General features: G+C 71.4%; 20 protein-coding genes. 10 read left to right on the top strand and 10 right to left on the bottom strand.

Annotated elements, in window-relative coordinates:
* Positions 1 to 95: 95 nt before the first annotated feature.
* Entirely contained in the window at positions 96 to 1,520 is a 1,425-nt protein-coding gene (gene glnA, locus MTO99_RS04380) for a type I glutamate--ammonia ligase (RefSeq protein ID WP_243557296.1), read from the bottom strand.
* A gap of 140 nt (positions 1,521 to 1,660) precedes the next feature.
* Between glnA and MTO99_RS04385 the strand changes: the two genes are divergently transcribed.
* Positions 1,661 to 2,095: an RDD family protein gene (locus MTO99_RS04385; protein WP_243557299.1), complete on the top strand. Its 435-nt coding sequence runs from the start codon at positions 1,661 to 1,663 to the stop codon at positions 2,093 to 2,095.
* A gap of 69 nt (positions 2,096 to 2,164) precedes the next feature.
* Here MTO99_RS04385 and MTO99_RS04390 read toward each other — a convergent pair whose 3' ends face one another.
* From MTO99_RS04390 to lipB, 3 genes are all read right to left on the bottom strand, one after another.
* A complete protein-coding gene (locus tag MTO99_RS04390; protein ID WP_243557301.1) occupies positions 2,165 to 2,878 on the bottom strand; it encodes a DUF4191 domain-containing protein in 714 nt (237 codons plus the stop codon).
* A 70-nt stretch (positions 2,879 to 2,948) separates the two neighbouring features.
* A complete protein-coding gene (lipA, locus tag MTO99_RS04395) occupies positions 2,949 to 3,935 on the bottom strand; it encodes a lipoyl synthase (RefSeq protein WP_243557303.1) in 987 nt (328 codons plus the stop codon).
* Entirely contained in the window at positions 3,932 to 4,588 is a 657-nt protein-coding gene (gene lipB / locus MTO99_RS04400) for a lipoyl(octanoyl) transferase LipB (RefSeq protein ID WP_243557304.1), read from the bottom strand. Before lipB ends, lipA begins: the two co-directional genes overlap by 4 nt.
* Before the next feature lie 111 nt (positions 4,589 to 4,699).
* Here lipB and MTO99_RS04405 point away from each other — a divergent pair, with 111 nt between their 5' ends.
* Entirely contained in the window at positions 4,700 to 6,301 is a 1,602-nt protein-coding gene (locus tag MTO99_RS04405) for a hypothetical protein (RefSeq protein ID WP_243557305.1), read from the top strand.
* Here the strand turns inward: MTO99_RS04405 and sucB are convergent.
* The 3 genes from sucB to MTO99_RS04420 all read right to left on the bottom strand — a co-directional run bounded on the left by sucB (position 6,298) and on the right by MTO99_RS04420 (position 10,887).
* Positions 6,298 to 7,878, bottom strand: a complete 1,581-nt coding sequence (gene sucB, locus MTO99_RS04410; RefSeq protein WP_243557306.1) for a 2-oxoglutarate dehydrogenase, E2 component, dihydrolipoamide succinyltransferase — start codon at positions 7,876 to 7,878, stop codon at positions 6,298 to 6,300. The genes MTO99_RS04405 and sucB overlap by 4 nt on opposite strands.
* A gap of 68 nt (positions 7,879 to 7,946) precedes the next feature.
* Positions 7,947 to 9,320 carry a dihydrolipoyl dehydrogenase gene (gene lpdA / locus MTO99_RS04415; RefSeq protein ID WP_243557307.1) on the bottom strand — a complete coding sequence of 458 codons (1,374 nt, stop codon included), beginning with the start codon at positions 9,318 to 9,320 and terminating at the stop codon, positions 7,947 to 7,949.
* A 97-nt stretch (positions 9,321 to 9,417) separates the two neighbouring features.
* Entirely contained in the window at positions 9,418 to 10,887 is a 1,470-nt protein-coding gene (locus tag MTO99_RS04420; RefSeq protein WP_243557308.1) for a leucyl aminopeptidase, read from the bottom strand.
* Between the two features lie 86 nt (positions 10,888 to 10,973).
* On the opposite strand from MTO99_RS04420, the gene MTO99_RS04425 reads away from it, so the two are divergent.
* The 4 genes from MTO99_RS04425 (at position 10,974) to MTO99_RS04440 (ending at position 15,664) form a co-directional block, all read left to right on the top strand.
* On the top strand, positions 10,974 to 11,900 hold the full coding sequence (locus MTO99_RS04425) for a proteasome assembly chaperone family protein (RefSeq protein WP_243557309.1): 927 nt from the start codon (positions 10,974 to 10,976) through the stop codon (positions 11,898 to 11,900).
* Positions 11,901 to 12,247: 347 nt separating this feature from the next.
* Positions 12,248 to 13,651, top strand: a complete 1,404-nt coding sequence (locus MTO99_RS04430) for an RNA polymerase sigma factor (protein ID WP_243557311.1) — start codon at positions 12,248 to 12,250, stop codon at positions 13,649 to 13,651.
* A 7-nt stretch (positions 13,652 to 13,658) separates the two neighbouring features.
* Complete coding sequence (locus MTO99_RS04435; RefSeq protein ID WP_243557314.1) at positions 13,659 to 14,927, top strand: Mur ligase family protein; 1,269 nt, start codon at positions 13,659 to 13,661, stop codon at positions 14,925 to 14,927.
* On the top strand, positions 14,927 to 15,664 hold the full coding sequence (locus MTO99_RS04440; RefSeq protein WP_243557316.1) for a type 1 glutamine amidotransferase: 738 nt from the start codon (positions 14,927 to 14,929) through the stop codon (positions 15,662 to 15,664). The genes MTO99_RS04435 and MTO99_RS04440 overlap by 1 nt, the downstream gene beginning before the upstream one ends.
* A 103-nt stretch (positions 15,665 to 15,767) precedes the next feature.
* Here the strand turns inward: MTO99_RS04440 and MTO99_RS04445 are convergent, their stop codons facing one another.
* Positions 15,768 to 15,998 (bottom strand): DUF7455 domain-containing protein, encoded by a 231-nt coding sequence (locus MTO99_RS04445; protein ID WP_243557321.1) that lies wholly within the window; start codon positions 15,996 to 15,998, stop codon positions 15,768 to 15,770.
* 147 nt (positions 15,999 to 16,145) lie between these two features.
* Here MTO99_RS04445 and MTO99_RS04450 point away from each other — a divergent pair, with 147 nt between their 5' ends.
* The gene (locus MTO99_RS04450) at positions 16,146 to 18,224 is read left to right on the top strand and encodes a DNA gyrase/topoisomerase IV subunit B (protein ID WP_243557323.1); all 2,079 of its coding nucleotides are present in this window, start codon (positions 16,146 to 16,148) and stop codon (positions 18,222 to 18,224) included.
* 75 nt (positions 18,225 to 18,299) lie between these two features.
* Here the strand turns inward: MTO99_RS04450 and MTO99_RS04455 are convergent, their stop codons facing one another.
* Positions 18,300 to 20,780, bottom strand: coding sequence for a DNA gyrase/topoisomerase IV subunit A (locus MTO99_RS04455; protein ID WP_243557325.1), 2,481 nt, complete (start codon positions 20,778 to 20,780; stop codon positions 18,300 to 18,302).
* A gap of 74 nt (positions 20,781 to 20,854) precedes the next feature.
* On the opposite strand from MTO99_RS04455, the gene MTO99_RS04460 reads away from it, so the two are divergent.
* Positions 20,855 to 22,012 (top strand): alkaline phosphatase family protein, encoded by a 1,158-nt coding sequence (locus tag MTO99_RS04460; RefSeq protein WP_243557327.1) that lies wholly within the window; start codon positions 20,855 to 20,857, stop codon positions 22,010 to 22,012.
* A gap of 62 nt (positions 22,013 to 22,074) precedes the next feature.
* Here MTO99_RS04460 and MTO99_RS04465 read toward each other — a convergent pair whose 3' ends face one another.
* Positions 22,075 to 22,659: a DUF3043 domain-containing protein gene (locus MTO99_RS04465; protein WP_243557329.1), complete on the bottom strand. Its 585-nt coding sequence runs from the start codon at positions 22,657 to 22,659 to the stop codon at positions 22,075 to 22,077.
* A 36-nt stretch (positions 22,660 to 22,695) separates the two neighbouring features.
* Here MTO99_RS04465 and MTO99_RS04470 point away from each other — a divergent pair, with 36 nt between their 5' ends.
* Positions 22,696 to 24,102, top strand: a complete 1,407-nt coding sequence (locus tag MTO99_RS04470; protein WP_243557332.1) for a dipeptidase — start codon at positions 22,696 to 22,698, stop codon at positions 24,100 to 24,102.
* 75 nt (positions 24,103 to 24,177) lie between these two features.
* Complete coding sequence (gene erpA, locus MTO99_RS04475; protein WP_243557334.1) at positions 24,178 to 24,528, top strand: iron-sulfur cluster insertion protein ErpA; 351 nt, start codon at positions 24,178 to 24,180, stop codon at positions 24,526 to 24,528.
* Positions 24,529 to 24,561 lie beyond the last annotated feature (33 nt).

Raw genomic sequence — 24,561 nt, forward strand, 5'->3', positions numbered from 1 at the left:
CGGGGCAGGAACGCGTGTTCGCCCGCCGGGAACGGGAGCGGGGCCGCACCGCCGAAGCGATGCGGCCCCGCGGGGGACTGCAGGGGGCAGCCGGGTCAGACGCCGTAGTACAGCTCGAACTCGAAGGGGTGCGGACGCTGGGCCAGCGGCTTCAGCTCCTTCTCACGCTTGTAGTCGATCCAGGTCTCGATGAGCTCCTTGGTGAACACGCCGCCTTCGAGGAGGAAGTCGTGGTCGGCCTCGAGCGCCTCGAGCACGGCGTCGAGCGTGCCCGGCACCTGCGGGATCGACTTCGCCTCCTCGGCGGGCAGCTCGTAGAGGTCCTTGTCGACCGGCTCGTGCGGCTCGATGCGGTTCTTGATGCCGTCGAGGCCGGCCATGAGCTGGGCGGCGAACGCGAGGTACGGGTTGCCCGAGGCATCCGGTGCGCGGAACTCGATGCGCTTGGCCTTCGGGTTGGTGCCCGTGATCGGGATGCGGATGGCCGCCGAACGGTTGCCGGCCGAGTACACCAGGTTGACGGGCGCCTCGAAGCCCGGCACGAGGCGGTGGTACGAGTTCACGGTCGGGTTCGTGAACGCCAGCACCGCGGGAGCGTGCTTGAGCAGGCCGCCGATGTACCAGCGGGCGATGTCGCTGAGGCCGCCGTAGCCGGCCTCGTCGTAGAACAGGGGCTGGCCCTCGTTCCAGAGCGACTGGTGGGTGTGCATGCCCGAGCCGTTGTCGCCGAACAGCGGCTTCGGCATGAACGTGGCGGTCTTGCCCCACTGGTCGGCCGTGTTCTTGACGATGTACTTGAACTTCAGGATGTCGTCGGCCGCGTGCACCATGGTGTCGAAGCGGTAGTTGATCTCGGCCTGGCCGGCGGTGCCCACCTCGTGGTGCGCGCGCTCGAGGATGAGGCCCGCATCGATGAGCTTCAGCGAGATGTCATCGCGCAGGTCGGCCTGCTTGTCGGTCGGGGAGACCGGGAAGTAGCCGCCCTTGTACGGGGTCTTGTTGGCGAGGTTGCCGCCCTCCTCCTTGCGGCCCGAGTTCCACGCCGCCTCCTCGGAGTCGATGAAGTGGAACGCGCCGTTCTGCTTCACCTCGTAGCGCACGTCGTCGAAGATGTAGAACTCGGCCTCGGGGGCGAAGTAGGCGGTGTCGGCGATGCCGGTCGAGGCGAGGTACTTCTCGGCCTTCTTGGCGACCTGACGCGGGTCCTTCGCGTAGATCTCGCCGTTGCGCGGGTTGTAGATGTCGAAGATCATGACCAGCGTGCGCTCGGCCCGGAACGGGTCGACGTACGCCGTCGTCACGTCGGGGATCAGCTGCATGTCGGACTCGTGGATCGACGCGAACCCGCGGATCGACGAGCCGTCGAAGAGCTGGCCGACGGTGAAGAAGTCCTCGTCAACGGTCGACGCCGGGATGTTGAAGTGCTGCTGCACGCCCGGGAGGTCGGTGAAACGGATGTCGAGGAACTTGACCTCCGTCTCCTTGATGAACTTGAGGACTTCAGACGAATCACTGAACATGTGACGACACTCTCCAGGGCGACGGGTTGTGGCGACGGGCGCTTTGCTCGGCCGCTACCGACCGTACTGAGGGGCGGTTTCCCGACCGTGACGCGATTGTTTCGACCGTGTTACGCCGCACCGGAACGTAGAATCATCGGGTGCCAGACTCCCCACCGACCACCTTCGGCGATCTCGAACCCAGTCGTTGGCCGGGTGAGCGGCTCGGGCTTCCGAACACGGGGCGGGGTTCGGTGGGCCGCGTCGGCCGCCGGCTCGGCGCGATTCTCGTCGACTGGCTGATCGCGAACCTGATCGCGCTCTTCTTCGGCCCGTACACCTCGACCGCGCAGACCATCGCGACGTTGGCGATCTTCGCGCTGATGCAGGTGCTGTTCATCCCGACGATCGGCGGCAGCGTCGGTCACCGGCTGTTCGGGCTCCAGCTCGTGCCGCTGGCGGGCGGCTGGATCGGCCCGTGGCGGCCCGTCGTGCGCACCCTGCTGCTGGTCGTCGTGCTGCCGGCGCTCGTCTGGGATTCCGACCAGCGCGGCTTCCACGACAAGGTCGCCGGCACGGTGCTCATCCGGCGCTGACGAGCACACGAGAACGGGACATCCGATGGGATGCCCCGTGCTCACGTGTTCGGAGGCTGCCCGCGCCGATCAGCGCATGCGACCGCGCTGCGGGCGGGCCTTCATCGGGTCGATGCCCTTGGGGATCGGCAGCGACGACTGCAGCGAGTTCAGCCGATTGGACACGGCGAGGACCTCGGGCTTGGTCAGCGTGCGCTTGGTCTTGCGCAGCGTCGCGGCGAGACGGTGCAGTGCGACATCGCCCTCGTCGTGGCCCACCGAGAGCAGCGTGATCGGCACGTTCGGCAGCACGCGGGCGACCTTGCGCTGCTCGTCCTCGAGCATGCGACGGGTGCGCGACGCGGGGCCCTCGCTGATCAGCACGACGCCACCACGGCCGACCGCGCGGTAGACCGCGTCCTGCGTCTTGCCGTTGACGGCGACCGGCATCTCGTTGCCCATCCAGCCGCCGCGGAGCCCGCCGCGCAACACCGCCCCGACCGCGCCGGGCTGACCGTCGATCTGCGAGTACGCCGCACGCTCGGCACGGCGCCCGAGGATGATCATCGCGATGAGCAGGCCCGCCAGCACACCGGCGACCACCCAGAGGGTGATGGTGAGGCCGTTGCCGCTGCTCAGCCACAGTGCGAGGGCGAGCGCGACCGCGACCGGTGCGAGGAAGCCGAGCAGCATGAGCCAGGGCGCCGTCGTGTCGTAGCGGCGGGTCATCTGGAAGACCTGCCACATCTGCTTCAGGCGGCCGGGCTCCTTGGGGGCGGACGCGGAGTCCTTGGTGCGTGCCATGCCGTCTAGGATACCGGCGGCCGGGACCGTCGCGGACCGCGGTGCGCGCCGCGGACGGCCCCGGCCCGGGTCATCCGACCGCCTGCGCGAACCCGCGCGAATCCTCGGCGAGGTGTGCGAGTCCGGCGGGCAGTTCACGGCCCTTCGCGCGCATCGACTGCGCCCAGAGCCGTCCGGCCCGGTACGACGATCTGACCAGCGGCCCGGCGAGCACGCCGAGGAATCCGATCTGCTCGGCCTCGGCCTTCAGCTCGACGAACTCCTCGGGCCGAACCCAGCGTGCGACCGGCAGGTGCCGCGGGCTCGGACGCAGGTACTGCGTGATCGTGATGATGTCCGTGCCGGCGTCGTGCAGGTCGCGAAGGGCCTGCGAGATCTCGTGCCGCTCCTCGCCCATGCCGAGGATGAGGTTCGACTTCGTGATCAGACCGGCGTCCCGCCCGGCGGTCAGCACGCCGAGGGACCGGTCGTAGCGGAACGCCGGACGGATCCGCTTGAAGATGCGCGGCACCGTCTCCACGTTGTGCGCGAAGACCTCGGGACGCGCGTCGAACACCTGAGCGAGGTGCTCGGGCCGGCCCGAGAAGTCGGGCACCAGGATCTCCACCCCGGTGCCGGGGGACTGCCGGTGGATCTCCCGGATCGTCTCGGCGTACAGCCACGCGCCCTCGTCGGGCAGGTCGTCGCGCGCGACACCGGTCACCGTCGAGTACCGCAGCCGCATGCGCACCACCGATTCGGCCACTCGGCGCGGCTCGTCGACGTCGTACTCGGCCGGCTTGCCGGTGTCGATCTGGCAGAAGTCGCACCGCCGCGTGCACTGCGAACCGCCGATCAGGAACGTCGCCTCGCGGTCCTCCCAGCACTCGTAGATGTTCGGGCAGCCGGCCTCCTGGCACACCGTGTGGAGCTCCTCGCTCTTCACCAGCGCGTGCAGCTCGCGGAACTCGGGCCCCATCCTGGCGCGCGTCTTGATCCACTCGGGTTTGCGTTCGATCGGGGTCTGCGCGTTGCGGACCTCGAGGCGGAGCATCCGCCGTCCATCGGGTGCGCTCATGCGGCGACCTCCGCACGCTGCGCGACCAGGTCTCCGAGCGCGGAGTCCAACCGCGCACGGACCGGGCCGGCGACATCGGCCGGGGTCACTTCCCGGCCGAGCACCCGCGAGATCGTCGTGACGCCCGCATCGCGGATGCCGCAGGCGACGATGCGGTTGTACGGTGCGAGGTCGTTCGAGCAGTTCAGGGCGAAACCGTGCATCGTGACGCCGCCCTCGACGCGGATGCCGATGGCGGCGATCTTCGCGTCGCGGCGCTCGCCCGTCCAGACGCCCGAGCGGCCCTCGACACGGTGCCCTTCGACGCCGAACTCGGCGAGCACGTCGATCAGCACGCCCTCGAGCAGCCGGACGTAGCCGACCACGTCGATCGGTTCGGGCAGGCGCACGATGGGGTAGCCGACGAGCTGCCCCGGCCCGTGCCAGGTGATCTTGCCGCCTCGGTCGACGTCGACGACGGGGGTGCCGTCGGTCGGTCGCTCGTCCGGGGCGGTGCGTTTGCCGGCGGTGTACACCGACTCGTGCTGGAGGAGGATGACGGTGTCGGGGCGTTCGCCCGCGACGACCGCGCGATGGACGGCGCGCTGGAGGGTGAGTCCCTCGAGATACGGCACGGAGTTGGCGCTTAGCCCCGTGTCGACGTAGTCGAGCATGGGGTCGAGTCTACGAGCAGTCCTCCCCAGATCCGGACGGCTCGGCGAACGTCGCCGGACGGGCACCGGATGCTCCGCGCTCGGGTGGGTACGGGGCATCCTGACGGGGTGATGGGCGAGTGGCACGATCGATCCGACGGCGAGCAGGTGATCGCGGGGTACCGAGTGGTCCGGCGGGTGGCGACGGGGGATCGCGCGGCGCTGTACCTCGCGGCCGCGGTCGTGGGCGGGGACGCGGGTTCCGGGGCCGACGACGGTGTTCGCGACGGGGCGTCCGACGATCCGGCCAGGCTCGTCGTCCTGCGCGTGTACCCCGCCACGGCCGACGCCGAACGGCTCGCACTCGATGTGGAGGCCATGACGGGCGATCCGCGTTCGGCGATTCCACGGCTGACGGATGTCGCGACGCTCGCCGACGGACAGGTCTGTCTCATCGTCGAACGGCTGGCCGGGCCGAGCCTCGCCGCGGTGCTGCAGGAGCGCACCCTGAGCGCGGGCGAGGCGGTGACCGTGCTCGCACCGATCGCGGCCGAGCTGGGCCGCCTCGAGCGGCGCGGACTCGCACCCACCCGGCTGAGCCCGGCCGACCTCGTCTTCGACGGCGCGGGTCGGCCGCGGCTCATCGGCACCGGTGCGATGGTGCGGCTCGCGGGCGAAGGGGTGGATGCCGCGACTCGCGTCGCACGGGTACGCGAGTCGCACGCGGCCTTCGGGGGCCTGATCGCCGAGGTCGCCCGGGCGAGCCGTCCATCGGCGCCCATCGAGCGGGTCCGGCAGCTGGTGGAGGCCCAGCTCGCCGCGCGCCCGTTCGTCGCCGATTCCGAGTCGTACGAGCGCGCCCTCTTCGAGGCGGCGACGCCGTCGCCGGTGGCCGGCCGGTGGGACGGGCACGTCGTCCGCCGGTCGGTCGCGCCGCCGCCGTCGGCGGCGCTGCTGCGGCCCGTGCTCTCCGCCGCGGGAGCCTCGCCGATCGCAGCTCGCGAGCCCGACACGTCGGACGCGGTCGCGAGCGATCGCCGCCGGGTGCGGGCGGCGCGGAGCGGTCTCGTCCGGATCACGGCCGACCTGTTGGCGATTCCGCGCACGGACGGCCCGCGGGCCGAGCCGGCCGGCGCGGATCGCTCCGCTCGACTGGGCGAGCGGATCCGCCGCGGGATCCGACGGCGACGAGCCCCGCTCACGGTCGCTGCGCTCATCGGCGGGGCGACGCTCGTGCTCGCGCTGACCGTCGTGTCGCCGAGCGGCGGTTCGAGCGGGGCCGGCTCGGACACCGGGGCTCCGGCGACCGCCGGTGCTCCGGGCGGCTCGGCCGGTGCCGACGAGGCCGCAGCGGGGCCCGAGACGACCGGTGAGCGTGCAGGAGGTGCGGCGGCGGACTCGTCTCTGGTGGTGCAGGGAGACGATCCCGCCGCCGCGGTCGCCGAACTGCTCCGGGTGCGCGCCGGGTGCCTGGCCGACCTCGATACGGCGTGCGTCGAGGCGGTGGCGCAGCCCGGATCCGCGCTCGCGGCGGCCGACCGCGACGCGGTGCTGTCGGCCCGTGACGGGGGAACGATCGCGATCGACGTGTTCGACCTCGATCACGTCGCCGTCATCGGCTCGATGGGGGCGGCCTGGCTGGTGCAGGTGCCCCGCAGCGACGAACGCGAACCGGCCTCGGTGCTCGCGATGAGCACCGAGGCCGGGTGGCGTCTGCGGGAGATCTTCGACTAGATGCCGAGATCGGCCTCGAAGTCGCCCTCCTCGAGGCGCGCCTTCACGGCCGTGAGGAACCGGGCCGCGTCGGCGCCGTCGATGATGCGGTGGTCGTACGAGAGCGCGAGGTAGACCATCGAGCGGATCGCGATCGCGTCGGAGCCGTCCTCCGAGATCACGACGGGGCGCTTGACGACCACACCCGTGCCGAGGATCGCCGTCTGCGGGAGGAAGACCACCGGCGTGTCGAACAGCGCGCCGCGCGAACCCGTGTTGGTCAGCGTGAACGTGCCGCCCGAGAGCTCGTCGGGCTTCAGCTGGTTGTTGCGGGTGCGCTCGGCGAGGTCGGCGATCTGGCCCGCGAGACCGGCGATGTCGAGCTCGCCGGCGTCGCGCACCACCGGAGTGAGCAGACCGCGCTCGGTGTCGACCGCGATCGACAGGTTCTCGCTCTCGGGGTAGACGATGGAGTCGCCGTCGACCGTCGAGTTGATGATCGGGTAGGCGCGCAGCGCCTCGACCGCGGCGAGACCGAAGAACGGCAGGAAGCTGAGCTTGGTGCCCGTCTTCTCGAGGAACTCGCCCTTCACGCGGTCGCGCAGGCGGGCGACGCGGGTGACGTCGACCTCGACGACCGAGGTGAGCTGAGCCGTCGACTGCATCGACACGACCGCGCGCTCGGCGACGACCTTGCGCAGGCGCGTCATCGGCTGGGTCGTGCCCCGCAGCGGCGAGGTCTCGAGCTGCACCCGGGGCGCCACGGCCGCGGCCGGGGCGGTCTGGGCGCTGAGCACGTCCTGCTTGCGGATGCGACCGCCGACGCCGGTGCCGGTGACGCTGGCGAGGTCGACGCCCTGCTCGTTCGCGAGCTTGCGCACGATCGGGGTGACGTAGCCGGCCGTGCCGCTGTGCGCACCGCCCTGCGACGGTGCCGCAGCGGGCGCAGCCGGGGCGGCAGGCGCCTGAGCGGGAGCAGCGGGTGCGACCGGTGCCTGAGCGGGAGCAGCGGGTGCGACCGGTGCCTGAGCGGGCGCGGCAGGCGCCGCGGGCGCGGCAGGTGCGACCGGTGCCTGAGCGGGCGCCGCCGGTGCGACCGGTGCCTGAGCTGGCGCGGCGGGCGCCGCAGGGGCCTGAGCGGGTGCGGCCGGAGCTGCGGGGGCGGCCGGTGCCTCAGCCGGAGCAGCGGGCGCCTGCGCGGCAGGCGCGGCGGCCGGGGCTGCGGGCTCGGGTGCGGCGACGGGGGCCGCCGGCGCCTCGGGTGCGGCCGGAGCAGCAGGCTCGGGAGCGGCAGCGGGAGCCTCGGCGGCGGCCGGGGCCTCCGCGGCGGGCTCGGCAGGTGCCGCTGCGGCAGCGCCCGACCCATCGCCGATCGTCACCAGCGGCGTGCCGACCTCGACGGTCTCGTCCTCCTGGACGAGGATCGCCTCGATCACCCCGGCGACGGGGGAGGGGATCTCGGTGTCGACCTTGTCGGTCGAGACCTCGAGCAGCGGCTCGTCGACCTCGACACGGTCGCCGACGTTCTTCAGCCATCGGGTGACCGTGCCCTCAGTGACACTCTCACCGAGTGCCGGGAGGCTGACGGATTCGCTCATGCGCTTGTCTCCTTCACAGCGTGGGACGCATTGTCCAGCATATTGCAGTCGTCTGGGGTGGGTTCGGGTCAGAGCGCGTGGAGCGGCTTGCCCGCGAGCTTCAGGAAGGCTTCGCCCAGCGCCTCGTTCTGCGTCGGGTGGGCGTGGATGAACGGGGCGACGTCCTCGGGGTAGGCCTCCCAGTTCACGGCGAGCTGGGCTTCGCCGATGAGTTCGCCGACGCGGGCGCCGATCATGTGCACGCCGACGACGGGGCCGTCGTTGACGCGCACGACCTTGATCGAGCCGCTGGTCTCGAGGATGTGGCTCTTGCCGTTGCCGGCGAGGTTGTACTCGTACGCCGACACCCGGTCGGCGCCGAACTTCTCGGCCGCCTTCGCCTCGGTGTAGCCGACCGAGGCGACCTCGGGCTCGCAGTACGTGACCTTGGGGATGTTCACGTCCTCGACGACGATCGGGGTCAGGCCCGCGATCTCCTCGGCGACGAAGATGCCCTGCTGGAACCCGCGGTGCGCCAGCTGCAGGCCGGGAACGATGTCGCCGACGGCGTAGACGCCGGGGACGCTGGTGCGGAGACGCTCGTCGGTGATGACGAACCCGCGGTCGACCGTGACGCCCGCCTCTTCGTAGCCGAGGCCCTGGGTCGCCGGGCCGCGGCCGACGGCCACGAGCAGCAGTTCGGCTTCGACGGTCTCGCCGTTCTCGAGGGTGACGACCACGCCGTTCTCGTGCTGGGCGACGCTCTGGAACCGGACGCCGAGCTTGTAGTCGATGCCGCGCTTGCGGAACGCCCGCTCGAGCTGCTTCGAGATCGACTCCTCCTCGTTCGGCACGAGGTGGGGGAGCGCCTCGATGATCGTGACGTCGGCGCCGAACGACTTCCAGACGCTCGCGAACTCGACGCCGATCACGCCGCCGCCGAGCACGGCGACCTTGCCGGGCACGAAGTCCAGCTGGAGGGCCTGATCGCTCGTGATGACGCGGCCGCCGATCTCGAGGCCGGGCAGCGAGCGCGAGTACGAACCGGTGGCGAGCACGACGTTCGCCCCGGTGTAGCGGTCGTCGCCGACCTGCACCGTCTTGGCGCCGACGAGACGCCCTTCGCCCTCGACGACGGTGATGCCGCGGGCCTTCACGAGACCCTGCAGGCCCTTCCACTTGCTGGTGATGATCGAGTCGCGGTAGCCGCCGACCTGCGTCATGTCGACGCCGTCGAGCGTGGCGCGGATGCCGAACTTCGCCGATTCGCGAGCGCTGTCGGCCACCTCGGCGGCGTGCAGCAGCGCCTTGGTGGGGATGCAGCCGCGGTGCAGGCAGGTGCCGCCGAGCTTGTCCTTCTCGATGAGGGCGACGGTCGACCCGAGTTCTGCGGCGCGCAGTGCGGCGGCGTACCCGCCGCTGCCGCCGCCGAGGACGACCAGGTCAAAGTTGTGCTCGGACAAGCCGGTATCTCCCTTGCGCAGGTGGTGTGCGACACGGCTGCGCGGGGTCGTGCCCGGCGCAGGCTGCTCAGGCGACGTTCTCGCCCATAGAACTGTACTACTCGGACGCGAGCGACTCGCCCAGCCGGATGAGCGTGCGCACGGCGACGGCGGTCGGCCCCGCGTCGGTGAACCCCCACGCCGGGCCGGTGTTGTTCGCCGGGCCGGCGATGTCGAGATGCGCCCACGGGATGCGCTCGCCGTCGCCGTCGCGCCGGCCGACGAACTCCTGCAGGAAGACGCCGGCCAGGAGCATCCCCGGTACGCCCTGACCGAGCTTGGAGTTCGTCAGGTCCGCGACATCCGACTTCAGCAGCCGCTTCAGGTCGGCCGGGAGCGGCATCGGCCAGACCGCCTCGTCGACCTCGTCCGCAGCCGCCCGCACGCGCGCGACGAGCGCGTCGTCGCCCATCAGCCCCGAGATGCGCCCGCCCAGGGCGACCTGCTGGGCGCCCGTGAGCGTGGCCACGTCGACGATCGCATCGGCCTGCTCGTCGGCGGCTGCGACCAGCCCGTCGGCCAGGACCAGCCGCCCTTCGGCATCGGTGTTCACCACTTCGACCGTGGTGCCGTTCTTCATGCGCAGCACGTCGTTCGGGCGGATCGCGTCGCCCGAGGGCATGTTCTCGGCGAGGCAGAGCCAACCGGTGACCGCGATCGCAGCGCCGATCTCGGCGAGCGCGATGACGGCGCCGAGCACGGCCGCGGCGCCCGCCATGTCGGTCTTCATGCCCACCATCGACGCGGCCGGCTTCAGCGACAGCCCGCCGGAGTCGAACGTGATGCCCTTGCCGACCAGGGCGAGCCGGAACTGCGCCCCTGCGGGCGCGTACTCGAGCCGCACGAGCCGGGGACCGCGCACCGACCCCTGGCCGACGCCGAGGATGCCGCCGTAGCCGCCCTCGGCGAGGGCGGCCTCGTCGAGGATCCGCGCGTCGACGCCCGCGGCCGCCGCCTGGTCCGCCGCGATCGCGGCGAAGACCTCGGGCGAGAGATCGGACGGCGACGCGTTCACCAGGTCTTTGGTGCGGGCGACCGCACCGGCGACGGCGCGAACCCGGGCGAGGCCGACTTCGTCGGCGCCGAACGGCGTGTGCAGCGTGATGCGGGCGACGGTGCGCGTCGGCTCGGAGCGGTAGGCGTTGTAGCGATACGCGCCGAGCGCCGCGCCCTCGAGCGCCGCCGCGGCGACCGCGGGGTCGTCGGTCGAGATGCCGACGGCGACCTCGTCGATGTCGGCGAGTCGGCGCAGCGCGGCACCCGCGGCGAGCCGCACCGAGTCGGCGGTCGCGGTCGGGCCGGCACCGGCGACCGCGACCACCGGCCCGCCGTCGCGCCCGGGCAGACGGACCAGTTCGTCTGCCGCACCGTTCGCGCGCAGCGCGCGCAGCGCCTCGGGCACCCAGTCGAAGCCGCCGTCGACGAGCACTGCGGGCCCGTCGTCTCCGGCGACCGCGAGAAGCAGGACGACGTCGGCTCGGGCGTCGGCCACGGGAGCCCTCTGGCTCAGCAGTTCCGGCACGGACATGCCTCGATGGTACGTGTTCGCTGTCGGCACACGGGGGGAGCGGGACATCCGGCCGGGTGGTCACCCGACGCAACTACGCTGGAATCATGCGCGACCCTCGGAGCCTGTACGAGCTGAATGCGGATGTCTCGGTGCCCGCCGGCATCCCGCTCGTCGCCGGGTTGACGGGGTTCGCCGACGCCGGCTCGGCCGTGCAGCAGACCACCGACTACCTGCTCTCGACGCTCGAGAGCACGGTGGTGGCTGCGTTCGACGCCGACGAGCTGCTCGACTACCGTGCGCGTCGGCCGATCATCCTGTTCGACGGCGACCACCTCACCGACTACCGTCCGGCGCGCCTCAGCCTCGACCTCGCCCGCGACGAGCTGGGCCGGCCGTTCCTGCTGCTCACCGGGTTCGAACCCGACTTCCAGTGGGAGCGCTTCTCGACCGCGGTGCTCGGCCTGATCGAAGAGCTCGGCGTCTCGTCGACCACGTGGCTCAACTCCATCCCGATGCCGGTGCCGCACACGCGGCCGATCGGGCTCACGGTGAGCGGCAACCGAGCCGAGCTCACCGAGGCGATGTCGGTGTGGCGGCCGACGACGCAGGTGCCGGCGAACGCGCTGCACCTGGTCGAGTACCGGCTGCAGGAGCTCGAGCACCCGACGGTCGGCTTCGTGCTGCTCGTTCCGCACTACCTGACCGATGCGGAGCATCCGGGCACCGCCCTCGCCGCGCTCGACGCGGTGTCGGCCGCGACCGGGCTCATCTTCCCGACCGACGCGCTGCGCGAGCAGTCTCGCGAGTTCCTCGCCCGCATCGATGAGCAGGTCGCCGAGAACCCCGAGCTCTCCAAGCTCGTCGGCACGCTCGAGGAGCGGCACGACGCCTACATGGAGGGCACGACGCTGCGTTCGCCGCTCACCGATGAAGACGGCGAGGTGCCCTCGGCCGATTCGATCGCCGCCGAGCTCGAGAAGTTCCTCGCCCGCCGTCGCGGGCGCGACGACGAGTCGCCGCTCGGAGGCTGAGCGCGCCGTCGCCCGGCGGCGCGGCCCGGCTGCGGGAATGCCGCACCGCCCGTCCGCGTTGCCATCAGGTGGAGATGAGCGCCCGGCGAGGCGGTCGACGACACGTCGAAGGCCCGCCGATTCGGGGCGCAGAGGCATGCGGCGGTATAATGGGGGCAGGACCCGTTCAGGTTCGACCGGCGCGATCATCGTCGCGCGATCACGGCGGACTTGACATGGGTCCTCATAGTGTCCGAAAACACCGCGACCCGATCGCGGTGCGAGCGGGCGGCGCGACTGCGTCGCGCGAGGAGCACGAGCCGTCGGCGACGGGTACGCCGGAGTGACGGCGAGGAGAGGTGCAGAGTATGGCGAAGGCCGCAACGACGACCGCCAAGGGCGACGAGGCGACGAAGGCCGCCGCGCCCGCGAAGGCGGCCGCGGCAACCAAGACGTCCGCGAAGGCCGCGGCGAAGCCGACCGCGAAGACGGCGGCGACCACGGGCGCGACGAAGACAGCGGCCAAGCCGGCCGCCAAGACGGCGACCAAGACGGCGCGCACGTCGACGGCGAAGGGCGCCGCGAAGACGAGCGCCGCGGCGAAGGCCGCGAAGAGCGGCGACGACGAGTTCGAAGACACCGAGATCGAGGACGGCGAGGAGCTGGTCGAGACCGGTGACGCCGAGACGGTCGAGGCGACCGAGACCGCAGCCGACGCGGCGGACGACGCCGACGACGTCGACGACTCGACCGGGGCGATCCCGGTGGTGACCGAGCCGCACCCGACGGGGGCGCTGGTGCTGCGCGCCGGCGACGACGAAGACGAGGTGCCGGTCTACTCGGCGCAGATCACGGGTGCGACCGCCGACCCCGTGAAGGACTACCTGAAGCAGATCGGCAAGGTCGCGCTGCTGAACGCGGCCGAAGAGGTCGAGCTCGCGATGCGCATCGAGGCGGGCCTGTTCGCCGAGGAGAAGCTGTCGCACATGAGCGACGCCGAGAAGCGCACCCAGCTCGGCCGTGAGCTGCAGTGGGTCGCGAAGGACGGGCAGCGCGCGAAGAGCCACCTGCTCGGCGCGAACCTGCGTCTCGTGGTGTCGCTGGCCAAGCGCTACACGGGTCGCGGCATGCAGTTCCTCGATCTGATTCAAGAGGGCAACCTGGGCCTGATCCGTGCGGTCGAGAAGTTCGACTACACGAAGGGCTTCAAGTTCTCGACCTACGCGACGTGGTGGATCCGCCAGGCGATCACCCGCGCGATGGCCGACCAGGCCCGCACCATCCGCATCCCGGTGCACATGGTCGAGGTCATCAACAAGCTCGCCCGCGTGCAGCGGCAGATGCTGCAGGACCTGGGCCGCGAGCCCACGCCGGAAGAGCTCTCGAAGGAGCTCGACATGACCCCCGAGAAGGTCATCGAGGTGCAGAAGTACGGCCGCGAGCCGATCTCGCTGCACACCCCGCTCGGCGAGGACGGCGACAGCGAGTTCGGCGACCTGATCGAGGACACCGAGGCGGTCGTGCCGGCCGACGCGGTCGGCTTCACGATGCTGCAGAAGCAGCTCGAGAGCCTGCTCGACTCGCTCTCCGAGCGCGAGGCGGGCGTGATCCGCATGCGCTTCGGCCTCGGCGACGGCATGCCGAAGACGCTCGACCAGATCGGCGACACGTTCGGGGTCACCCGCGAGCGCATCCGTCAGATCGAGTCGAAGACGATGGCGAAGCTCCGTCACCCGTCGCGCTCGCAGTCGCTCCGCGACTACCTCGAGTAGGCCGTCGGTGCGCGCGGGCTCCCTGCGTTATGGGCCGGCGATCCTCGCCGGCAGACTCACCAGATTCGCCGCCCGGCTGCGCAAGCCGGGCGGCGGTTCGGCGGTTCCGGGCCTGGTCGTCAACCGCATCGCCCCGGGCTATCTGAGGCGCACCCTGTCGGGGTTCCCGCAGGGGCTGATCGTCGTCTCCGGGTCGAGCGGCAAGTCGACCACGACGAAGATGCTGGTGGCGATCCTGCGCGCCCACGGCGTGGACGTGTTCACCAATCCGTCGACCGCGAACATCTCGCAAGGGCTCACCTCGGCGCTGCTCGAACGCGCCGACTGGCTCGGCCGGGTGCCCGGCGACCTCGCGGTGCTCGAGATGGACGAGGGTCACGGCGCGCTCGTCATGCAGGGCGTCGACGCACGCATCGTGGCGCTCACGAACGTGATGGTCGACCAGATCGATCGCTTCCACGACTCCGACATGGTGGTCGGGATGCTGCGCCGCATCGCCGAGCGAGCGCATGAGGCGGTCGTGGTGAACGCCGACGACGCGGCGCTCCAGCGGCTGGCATCGGAGCTGGGCGGGACGGTCGCGGTGCACCGGTACGGCGTCTCCGACGAGGTGCTCGCCTCGGCGCCGCGCGGCCTCGGCTACACCGAGACCGCGCCCGATCGGCTCCCACCCGACGCGGGGGTCGTCGTCGAGTCGGTCGACGGGCGCCGTGCGGTGCTCGCCGACGGCGAGGCATCCGTCGAGATCTCGTTGCCCGCGCGAGGCATCCACTACGCCGTCGACGCGGCGACCGCGTACGCGACCGCGCGCGCGGCGCTCGGCGCGCGCTTCGACCGCGGCATCGCGGCGCGCGCACTGAGCGAGATCCCAGCGGTCTTCGGCCGTGGCGAGCGCACCACCGTCCGCGGCCAGGAGGTCGAGTTCGTGCTGGTGCAGAACCCGGCGAGCTATCAGCTCAACGTCGACGGCATCGAGCCGGGTTGCGAGCAGATCCTCTTCGCGGTCGGCTCCGATGTGCGCGATCCCTCCTATTTCTGGCCGACGGATGCCTCGAGCCTGCGCCGTGTCGCGATCGTCAGCGGGTCCAAGGCGTACGAAGCCGCGCTCATGCTCGCCTACGACGGCGTCGAGATCGACCGCGTCGAGCCCGACCTGGCCCGGGCGATCGACGACTTCCTGGCGGCACCCGCTCCCGAGCACGGCGTCAAGACCATCGTCTTCACCGCGGACTCGATGCGTCGGACCCGCGCCCACCTCGGACTCACGGAGGCCTGATGACCTTCACCATCGCGGCGCTGGTGCCGTCGCTGCTGAACACCAACGGCGATGCCGAGAACGCGGCCGTGCTCGCCCAGCGTCTGCGCTGGGCGGGGCACGAGGCCCGCGTCGCGCGGGTGGAGCGCGTCGACGAGCTGCCCGACCGGGTCGACGCCGTCGTGGTCGGCTCGGGCAACGACTCGTCGCTCGAGCCTGCACGCGAGCGACTGCTCACCATGCACGACGAACTGCGCCGGTGGGGCACCGAGGGCGTCCCGATCCTCGCCGTCGGCACCGGCTGGGAGCTGCTCAGCTGGGGCGTCGAGACCGCCGACGGCCGCGTGGTCGAGGGCCTCGGCGTCCTGCCCGGCCGCGCCGTGCCCCGTGCCGAGGGCCGCGTCACCGGCGAGATCGTGCTGCGATCGCCGCGATTCGGGCATCTCGTCGGGTTCGAGAACCACGCGCGCGACGCGGTGCAGGCCGAGGCGTCGCCGCTCGGGCGGCTGCTCGCCGGCGCCGGCAACGGGCGCGGCTCGGGCCAGGAGGGCGTGGTCATGGGCTGGGTGCTCGGCACGCACCTGCACGGGCCGGTGCTCGCGAAGAATCCGGCGTTCGCCGACGCGATCCTCACCGAGGTCGCCTCGCGTGCCGGCGCCGAGTACGCGCCGGGGGAGCAGGCCGCCGTGGTCGACCGCTACGCGGACGAAGCCCGTCGGCTGCTGCTCGAGGCCGCGAAGGTCACGCTCCCCGAGTGAGCGGCAGGCGGGCCGCACCGCGACCGGGCGGGCGCGCTCCGCGGCATCCGTGTCCGGAGACGACGAACGCCCCGCCGAAGCGGGGCGTTCGCCGAAGACCTGATCAGTCGCGGGTGTCGACCATCAGCCGGCTCGACTCGTCGTGCCAGCTGTGCGCGATCTGCGACAGCTTCTCCTGGTGCTTGCGGCCGTGGTGCGCGCAGAACAGCAGCTCGCCGTTCGAGACGACCACGCGGATGTACGCCTGCGCACCGCAGGCGTCGCACCGGTCGAGCGCGGTGAGCTCGTAGGGGGCCTCGGCTTCGGTCGCAGTGGTCTCGGTGTACTGCGTCATGGCTCCTCCTCCAGTCGGTCACGCTCGCATTTCCGTTCCTCAATGTAAGCACGCGAAGAGCGGCATGCCCTCCACATGGGCTGGCATTTCGCTGAGCGCGTAGCGCCTGACGCGTGGTGTCGCCGGGCGTCAGTATCCTTGACCGTCGTGAGCTCCGACTATTCCGCCCGCCACCTCTCCGTGCTCGAAGGCCTCGAGGCCGTGCGCAAACGCCCGGGCATGTACATCGGCTCGACCGACTCGCGCGGTCTCATGCACTGCGTCTGGGAGATCATCGACAACTCCGTCGACGAAGCGCTCGCGGGGCACGGCGACGACATCGAGGTCGTGCTGCACCGCGACGGCAGCGTCGAGGTGCGCGACCGGGCACGCGGCATCCCGGTCGACATCGAGCCGAAGACCGGGCTGAGCGGCGTCGAGGTCGTGTTCACCAAGCTGCACGCGGGCGGCAAGTTCGGGTCGGGGTCGTACTCCGCCTCGGGCGGCCTGCACGGCGTCGGCGCGTCGGTCGTGAACGCGCTGTCAGAGCGCCTCGACGTCGAGGTCGATCGGGGCGGCAAGACCTGGGCCATGTCGTTCCACCGGGGCGAGCCCGGGCTGTTCGCCGACGGCGCCGACGGGCCGAGCCCCGCCTCGGCGTTCACGCCGTTCGAGGAGTCGAGCGAGCTCCGGGTCGTCGGCAAGGTCGCCAAGGGCGTCACCGGTACCCGCATCCGCTACTGGGCCGACTCGCAGATCTTCACCAAGGGCGCGGGCTTCCAGCTCGAGGAGCTCATCGGCCGGGCCCGCCAGACCGCGTTCCTCGTGCCGGGCCTCGGCCTCACCATCCTCGACCGGCGCGGCGACGAGCCCGAAGAGCACCGGTTCAAGTTCGACGGCGGCATCAGCGAGTTCGTCGAGCATCTCGCCACGGACGGTGCGGTGACCGACGTCTGGCGGCTCACCGGCGACGGCCGGTTCACCGAGACGGTGCCCGTGCTGAACTCGGGCGGTGCGATGGTGCCGACCGACGTCGAGCGCGAGTGCCATGTCGACATCGCGCTGCGCTGGGGCACCGGGTACGACACCGCGGTCCGTACCTTCGTCAACATCATCGCCACGCCGAAGGGCGGCACCCACCTCGCCGGGTTCGAGCAGGGGCTGCTGAAGTTCATCCGCGCGCAGGTCGAGCAGAACGCGCGCCGGCTCAAGGTCGGCAACGACAAGCTCGACAAGGACGACGTGCTCGCCGGCCTCACCGCGGTGCTCACCGTGCGGCTCGCCGAGCCGCAGTTCGAGGGCCAGACCAAAGAGGTGCTCGGCACGCCGGCGGTGCGGTCGATCGTGGCTTCGGTGGTGCAGAAGTCGCTGGCCGAGCGGTTCGCCTCGACGAAGCGCGACGACAAGGCGCAGACCGCGCTGGTGCTCGACAAGGTCGTCGCCGAGATGAAGGCGCGCATCTCCGCGCGCACCCACAAAGAGACGCAGCGTCGCAAGAACGCGCTGGAGTCGTCGTCGCTTCCGGCGAAGCTCGCCGACTGCCGGTCGACGGATGTCGCGCACAGCGAACTGTTCATCGTCGAGGGCGACTCGGCGCTGGGCACCGCAAAGCTCGCGCGCGACAGCGAACACCAGGCGCTGCTGCCGATCCGGGGCAAGATCCTCAACGTGCAGAAGGCGTCCATCGCCGACATGCTCGGCAACGCCGAGTGCGCGGCCATCATCCAGACGATCGGCGCCGGGTCGGGTCGCACCTTCGACCTCTCGGCGGCACGGTACGGCAAGGTCATCATCATGAGCGACGCCGACGTCGACGGCGCGCACATCCGCACGCTGCTGCTCACCCTGTTCTTCCGGTACATGCGGCCGATGATCGAAGAGGGCCGGGTCTTCGCGGCCGTGCCGCCGCTGCACCGCATCATCGTGCAGAACCCCGGCACGAAGCCGAACGAGACGATCTACACGTACTCCGAGGCGGAGTTCGCGGCCGTCACGAAAGACCTCACCCGGCGCGGCCGCAAGTTCGGCGAGCCGCAGCGCTACAAGGGTCTCGGCGAGATGGACGCGGATCAGCTCGCCGTCACGACGATGGACCCGAAGCACCGGATGCTCCGCCGCGTGGGCGTCGCGGACGCCGAGCAGGCCGGCCGTGTCTTCGAACTGCTGATGGGCAACGACGTCGCGCCGCGCAAGGAGTTCATCATCGACAGCGCCAACGGGCTGAGCCGGGATCGCATCGACGCCTGAGCAGGTGCGCGGGCGCGGGGGAGCCGCGACCCCCGACGCCTGCGCGGACGATCGTGTCGGCGAGCGCGCCGGCCGTCAGCCGATGCGCCGGCCGATGACCGCGACGGGCGCGTCGAGCGGGGCCCCGGATGCGTCCCGCTTCGCGAGCGTCTCGGGGAGCTGACGCACGGCGCCGTCGGCGCCGAGCGCGTGTGCCGGGCCAGGGCCGGCCCAGGCGACCGACAGGGCGTCCTGGCCCTTCAGGAACCGCTGGGCGCGGACGCCGCCGGTCGCCCGCCCCTTGCCGGGGAACTCATCGAACGCCGACACCTTCACCGCGCCGGGGTCGGCGCCGAGGAGGGTGTCGCTGGTCGCCGCGATGGTCACCACGACCGTCTGCTCGAGCTCGCCGCGTGCGATCGCCGAGAACGCGACGACGCGCGCGCCGGAGGCGAGCTTGATGCCCGCCATGCCGCCGGCCGAGCACCCCTGCGGTCGTACGGACGACGCGGGGAAGTGCAGCAGCTGGGCGTCGCTGGCGATGAACACGAGCTCGTCGTCGTCGCCGCCCTGGGCCGCGCCGACGACCGAGTCGCCGGGCTTCAGCGCGATCACCTCGAAGTCGGGCCGGTTCGGATAGCCGCCCGGCTGGACCCGCTTCACGACGCCCTGCGCAGTGCCGAGCACGATCGGCCGGTCGGACGTGAGCGAGACGATCGCGAGCACCTGCTCGGAGCGGTCGGCGAGCCCGAGATACTCGCCGACGCGCACGCCGGCGCCGAGCTGCGGTGCGTTCGGCGGCAACTGCGGCAGGTCGAGCGGGGAGAACCGGATGAGCCGGCCGCGACTGGTGACCGCACCGATCTCGCTGCGGCTCGTGGTGTCGAGCACCGAGCGCACCGCGTCGTGCTTCGAACGGCGCGTCGGCACCGTCACGACCAGCTCGTCGGCGCCCTCGGGCCGGTCGATCCTGGCGATGCGGCCGGTCGCACCGAGCAGCACCCGGCACGGGACATCCGCATGCTCGAGTGATGCCGCGGTCGCGGCCGCCGCGGCCCGCCGGGCCGACGGCGGCAGCGACTTGGCCATCGTGAGCAGGGTTCGCCGTGGCGTGCCGAACTGCTCGGCGACCTCGCCGAGCTCGTCGGAGACGAGCGCGCGGATGCGGTCGGTGCTCGCCAGCAGCTCTTCGAGCTGCGCGATGTCGGCGAGCAACTGGTCGCGCTCGGTTTCGAGCTCGATCCGCGAGAACTTCGTGAGCCGGCGCAGCCGCAGTTCGAGGATGTACTCGGCCTGCACCTGGCTGAGATCGAACACCTCTTGCAGGCGCACCCGTGCCCGCTCGGCGTCATCGCTCGAGCGGATGACCTGGATCACCTCGTCGATGTCGAGGATCGCGATGAGCAGACCCTCGACGAGGTGGAGGCGTTCGCGCCGCCGGGCGAGCCGGTACTCGCTGCGACGTGTGACGACCCGCACGCGGTGGTCGATGTACACCTGCAGCAGTGCTTTCAGCCCGAGCGTCTGCGGCTGCCCGTCGACCAGGGCGACGTTGTTGATCGCGAAGCCGTCTTCGAGGGGGGTGAGCCGGTAGAGCTGCTCGAGCACCGCCTGCGGGTTGAACCCCGTCTTGATGCCGATCACGAGCCGCAGCCCGTGTTTGCGGTCGGTGAGGTCGGTGACGTCGGAGATGCCGGTGATCTTCTTCGCGTTGACGCCGTCTTTGATCTTCTCGATGACCTTCTCGGGGCCGACGAGGTAGGGGAGCTCGGTGACGACGAGGCCGGTCTTGCGGGCCGTGAGCTGTTCGACGGCGACCTTCGCGCGCGTCTTGAACGAGCCGCGCCCGGTGGTGTACGCGTCGCGCACCCCGTCGAGGCCGACGATCGTGCCGCCCGAGGGGAAGTCGGGGCCGGGGACGAACTCCATCAGCTCGTCAAGCGTCGCCTCGGGGTTCGCGATCAGGTGGCGCGCGGCGTGCACGACCTCGAGCAGGTTGTGCGGGGCCATGTTCGTCGCCATGCCGACCGCGATGCCGCTCGCCCCGTTGACGAGCAGGTTGGGGAATGCCGACGGCATCACCTCGGGCTGCTGGAGCTTGCCGTCGTAGTTCGGGACGAAGTCGACGACGTCTTCATCGAGGCCTTCGGACATCGACACCGCGGGCGCCGCGAGCCGCGCCTCGGTGTAGCGCGACGCCGCCGGACCGTCGTCGAGCGAACCGAAGTTGCCGTGCCCGTCGACGAGCGGAACCCGCAGCGTGAACGGCTGCGCCAGGCGCACGAGCGCGTCGTAGATCGCCGAGTCGCCGTGCGGATGGTATTTGCCCATGACCTCGCCCACGACACGCGAGCTCTTCACGTGCGCTCGATCGGGCCGCAGGCCCATCTCGGTCATGCTGAACAGGATGCGACGCTGCACCGGCTTCAGGCCGTCGCGCGCGTCGGGCAGCGCACGGGAGTAGATCACCGAGTACGCGTACTCGAGGAAGGAGCCCTGCATCTCGGTGGAGACATCGACATCCTCGATGCGCTCCGCGATCGGCGTGTCGGTGGGCTCGTCGGCTGCTCGGGTCATCCGTCTCTCGGGGGCTCGGCGCGGTGGTCGCGCGATGGAACGGTTCGCGCCCGGCCTGTGCCAGACTGGGCGCGATGCCTGCCATGCTACCGGTGCCCGACGACACCGTTCCGCGGCCGGCCGCGATCCTCCCGAGCGTGTCGGCCGCCCTCGCCGGCGAGGCGAACCAGCTCGGGCTCCCCGCCGCCCGCAGCGCGATCATCGTGCTCGTCGACGGCCTGGGTGCATCGAACCTCTCGGCGCGGGCGGGGCACGCCCGGCATCTGGTGGGCCGGATGTCGCGACGCGATGTTATCCGCACCGTCTTCCCGTCGACGACCGCCGCCGCGATCACCTCGTTCGCCACGGGAGAGCCGCCGGGCGTGCACGGCATCGTCGGCTACCGGGTGCTCGAGCCGGAGTCCGACCGGGTCGTCAACCAGCTGAACGGCTGGGAGGCCGGGCTCCTGCCCGACGGCTGGCAGCGATCGACGACCTGGTTCGAGCACGCCGGGGCCCGAGACATCCGCACCGTCGCCGTCGGCGCCGCGCGCTACGCGACGTCCGGCTTCACCCGAGCCGTGCTGCGCGGTGCCGAGTACCGGGCGGCCGCGACCATCGCCGACCGGGTGGATGCGGCGCTCGACCTGATCTCGGGCGCCAAACCGACGATCGTCTACCTCTACATCCCCGAGCTCGATCAGCTCGCCCACTCCCACGGGTGGGAGTCCGAGCGCTGGCTCGCCGCCCTCGAGACCGTCGACGCCGAACTCGCCCGGCTCGATCGGCGCCTGCCCAACGGCGTCGGCCTGCTGGTCACCGCCGATCACGGCGTGGTCGACGTGCCCGCGCACCGGCACGTGTTCGTCGACGACCGGCCCGATCTGCTCGACGGCATCCGGCACATCGCGGGGGAGCCGCGGTGCCTCGCGCTGCACCTGGACGCGTCGCTGCCGGATTCCGCGCGCGAGCGCCTGATCGACGGCTGGCGCGATGCCGAAGCCGGCCGATCATGGGTGCTGACGCGCGACGAGGCGCTCGACGCCGGCCTCTACGCGCCGGCCGGGCGGATCGCTCCCGAGGTGCGCGGGCGCATCGGCGACGTGCTCGTCGCGGCGCGTGCCGGCATCGCCTACTACGACCGGCGCGAAGCGAACCGCACGGCCGAGAAGATGATCGGCCAGCACGGGTCCTGGACCGACGAGGAGTCGCGGGTGCCGCTCATCCGCGGGGGCGCGTTCGGGCGCGACTGACGGGCGGCGCTCCCGGTGAGGGCGCGCCGGATCCCGATCGGGTGATCCCGACCCGGAACGGGTCAGAGCGTGGGGTAGTCGCGGCGCTTCACCTGCGGCTTCGGCAGGCGGAGGGGGCGCAGCTGCAGCGCGCGCATCGCGGCGTACCAGCGCACCCGGTCGGCGCGGTCGCCGTACTTCGAGCGGAGCTTGCGGGTGAGCACCTGCCCGAGGATGATCACGTCGATCACCGCGACGGCGAAGAACGCCCAGAGCAGCAGGATCGAGAGCGCCTGGATCTCGTAGTTCTGCACGAAGGTGAGGACGATCACGAGGAACATCACGGGGATGAGCAGTTCGCCGATGCTGAAACGCGCGTCGACGTAGTCGCGCACGAACTTCTTCTGCGGGCCGCGGTCGCGCATCGGCAGGTACTTCTCATCGCCGTTGGCCATGCCGATCCGGGCGCGCTCGCGCGCATCGGCGGCCTTGGCCTTCGCCTGGCGCGCGGCCTCCTTGCGGTCGTTCGGCACGAGCGGCCGCTTGCGGGCGGCCTCACGCTCGGCGCGGGTGGGCGTCGGGACGCCCTTGCCCGCCTTCAGACGCGCCTCGGTGTCGGCGAGCGTCTCGGGGGCGGGCTGGTCGGTGTTGTTCGCGTTCTTCGCCACGGGGTTCCTCGGATCGGTTCTCTTAAGATTACCGGCATGACCGAGTCCCGTGATTCCTCCGCTCCCGACCGCGACGCCGCCGTCCGCGCCGCCGTGGACGCGGGCTTCCCATCCGCCGTCGCCGACCTCGGCGCGCTCGTGCGCATCCCGTCGGTGTCGTGGCCCGCGTTCGACCCGGCGCACGTCGCCGAGAGTGCGGAACGCGTCGCCGACCTGTTGCGCGCCACCGACCTGTTCGATCTCGTCGAGATCCACCGTGCGCCCGTGGAGGACGGCAGCGAGCTCGGGCAGCCCGCCGTGCTCGCGCACCGACCAGCGCGAGACGGGCGGCCGACCGTGCTGCTCTACGCCCACCACGACGTGCAGCCGCCCGGGCGCGACGAGGACTGGGAGACCCCGCCCTTCGAGCCGACGCAGCGCGGCGACCGACTCCACGGTCGCGGCGCGGCCGACGACAAGGCCGGCGTGATGGCCCACGTCGCGGCGCTGCGCGCCCTCGCCGAGGTCGTCGACGATCCCGCCCTCGGCATCTCGGTGTTCATCGAGGGCGAGGAGGAGTGGGCCTCCCGCTCGTTCGACAACTTCCTCCGCGAGCACCGCGACGTGCTCGCCGCGGACGCGATCATCGTGGCCGATTCGGGCAACTGGGATGTCTCGACTCCCGCCGTCACGGTCGCGCTCCGGGGTGCGGCGATGTTCAACCTGCGGATCGAGACGCTCGCGCACGCATCCCATTCCGGCATGTTCGGGGGAGCGGTGCCCGACGCGATGCTCGCCGCGATCCGGCTGCTCGACACGCTCTGGGCGCCCGACGGATCCGTCGCCGTGGCGGGGCTGGAGTCGGCGGACCTCGAGGTCCCCGAGTACGACGAGGCGACCCTGCGCCGCGAGGCCGCCGTCCTCGACGGGGTGCAGACGATCGGGCGCGGCGACCTCCTCGCGCGCATCTGGGCCCAGCCCTCGATCACCGTCACCGGCATCGACGCGCCCGATGTCGCGAACGCGTCGAACACGCTGCTGCCGTCGGTCCGGGTGCGGATCAGCGGGCGGGTGGCGCCCGGGCAGTCCGCCGCCGACGCGTTCGCAGCGATCCGGAGCCACCTCGAAGCGCATGCGCCGTTCGGCGCGAAGCTGACGTTCGAGGAGCCCGACCTCGGCGAGGCGTTCCTCGTCGACACGTCGGGGTGGGCGGTCGCCGAGCTGCGCCGGGCCCTCGCCGACGCCTGGGACGGCGCGGAGCCGGTCGACATGGGCGTGGGCGGCTCCATCCCGTTCATCGCCTCGCTCGCCGAGGAGTTCCCCGGCGCTCAGATCCTCGTGACCGGCGTGGAGGATCCCGACAGCCGTGCTCACAGCCCGAACGAGTCGTTGCACCTCGGCGTGTTCAAGCGCGCTCAGCTCGCCGAGGCGCTGTTCCTGGCCCGACTCGACGATCGTCGGTGAACGCTCAGCCGTCATACGGCCGAACGGGCGTAGAATTCCGACGAACGTTCCCCGATCCAGAGTCCGAGGAGTGAGATGGGCATCACGATCACCGACACCGGCCACGGCGTCCTGCTGAGCGACCCGGCCGCCGACAAGGTCCGCAGCCTGCTCGCCCAGGAGGGTCGCGACGACCTGCGCCTCCGGGTGGCCGTGCAGCCCGGAGGCTGTTCCGGCCTGATCTACCAGCTGTACTTCGACGAGCGGCTCCTCGACGGCGACGCCGTCGTCGACTTCGACGGAGTCGAACTCGTGGTCGACAAGATGAGCGTCCCGTACCTCGACGGCGCCTCGATCGACTTCGAGGACTCGATCCAGAAGCAGGGCTTCACGATCGACAACCCGAACGCGCAGGGCAGCTGCGCGTGCGGCGACTCGTTCCACTGATCGCCGAGCACCAGCAGAAGGGGAGCCGCATGA

It is taken from the genome of Agromyces larvae (genome assembly GCF_022811705.1).
Lineage (GTDB): Bacteria > Actinomycetota > Actinomycetes > Actinomycetales > Microbacteriaceae > Agromyces > Agromyces larvae.

Bases quoted from the DNA above. Each gene is read 5' to 3' on its own strand.
- MTO99_RS04425 (WP_243557309.1), top strand. From the start codon at position 10,974: ATGCGCGACCCTCGGAGCCTGTACGAGCTGAATGCGGATGTCTCGGTG.
- sucB (WP_243557306.1), bottom strand. From the start codon at position 7,878: ATGAGCGAATCCGTCAGCCTCCCGGCACTCGGTGAGAGTGTCACTGAG.
- MTO99_RS04420 (WP_243557308.1), bottom strand. From the start codon at position 10,887: ATGTCCGTGCCGGAACTGCTGAGCCAGAGGGCTCCCGTGGCCGACGCC.
- MTO99_RS04455 (WP_243557325.1), bottom strand. From the start codon at position 20,780: ATGACCCGAGCAGCCGACGAGCCCACCGACACGCCGATCGCGGAGCGC.
- MTO99_RS04390 (WP_243557301.1), bottom strand. From the start codon at position 2,878: ATGGCACGCACCAAGGACTCCGCGTCCGCCCCCAAGGAGCCCGGCCGC.
- MTO99_RS04430 (WP_243557311.1), top strand. From the start codon at position 12,248: ATGGCGAAGGCCGCAACGACGACCGCCAAGGGCGACGAGGCGACGAAG.
- lipA (WP_243557303.1), bottom strand. From the start codon at position 3,935: ATGAGCGCACCCGATGGACGGCGGATGCTCCGCCTCGAGGTCCGCAAC.
- erpA (WP_243557334.1), top strand. From the start codon at position 24,178: ATGGGCATCACGATCACCGACACCGGCCACGGCGTCCTGCTGAGCGAC.
- MTO99_RS04440 (WP_243557316.1), top strand. From the start codon at position 14,927: ATGACCTTCACCATCGCGGCGCTGGTGCCGTCGCTGCTGAACACCAAC.
- MTO99_RS04405 (WP_243557305.1), top strand. From the start codon at position 4,700: ATGGGCGAGTGGCACGATCGATCCGACGGCGAGCAGGTGATCGCGGGG.
- glnA (WP_243557296.1), bottom strand. From the start codon at position 1,520: ATGTTCAGTGATTCGTCTGAAGTCCTCAAGTTCATCAAGGAGACGGAG.
- MTO99_RS04460 (WP_243557327.1), top strand. From the start codon at position 20,855: ATGCCTGCCATGCTACCGGTGCCCGACGACACCGTTCCGCGGCCGGCC.
- MTO99_RS04470 (WP_243557332.1), top strand. From the start codon at position 22,696: ATGACCGAGTCCCGTGATTCCTCCGCTCCCGACCGCGACGCCGCCGTC.
- MTO99_RS04445 (WP_243557321.1), bottom strand. From the start codon at position 15,998: ATGACGCAGTACACCGAGACCACTGCGACCGAAGCCGAGGCCCCCTAC.
- lipB (WP_243557304.1), bottom strand. From the start codon at position 4,588: ATGCTCGACTACGTCGACACGGGGCTAAGCGCCAACTCCGTGCCGTAT.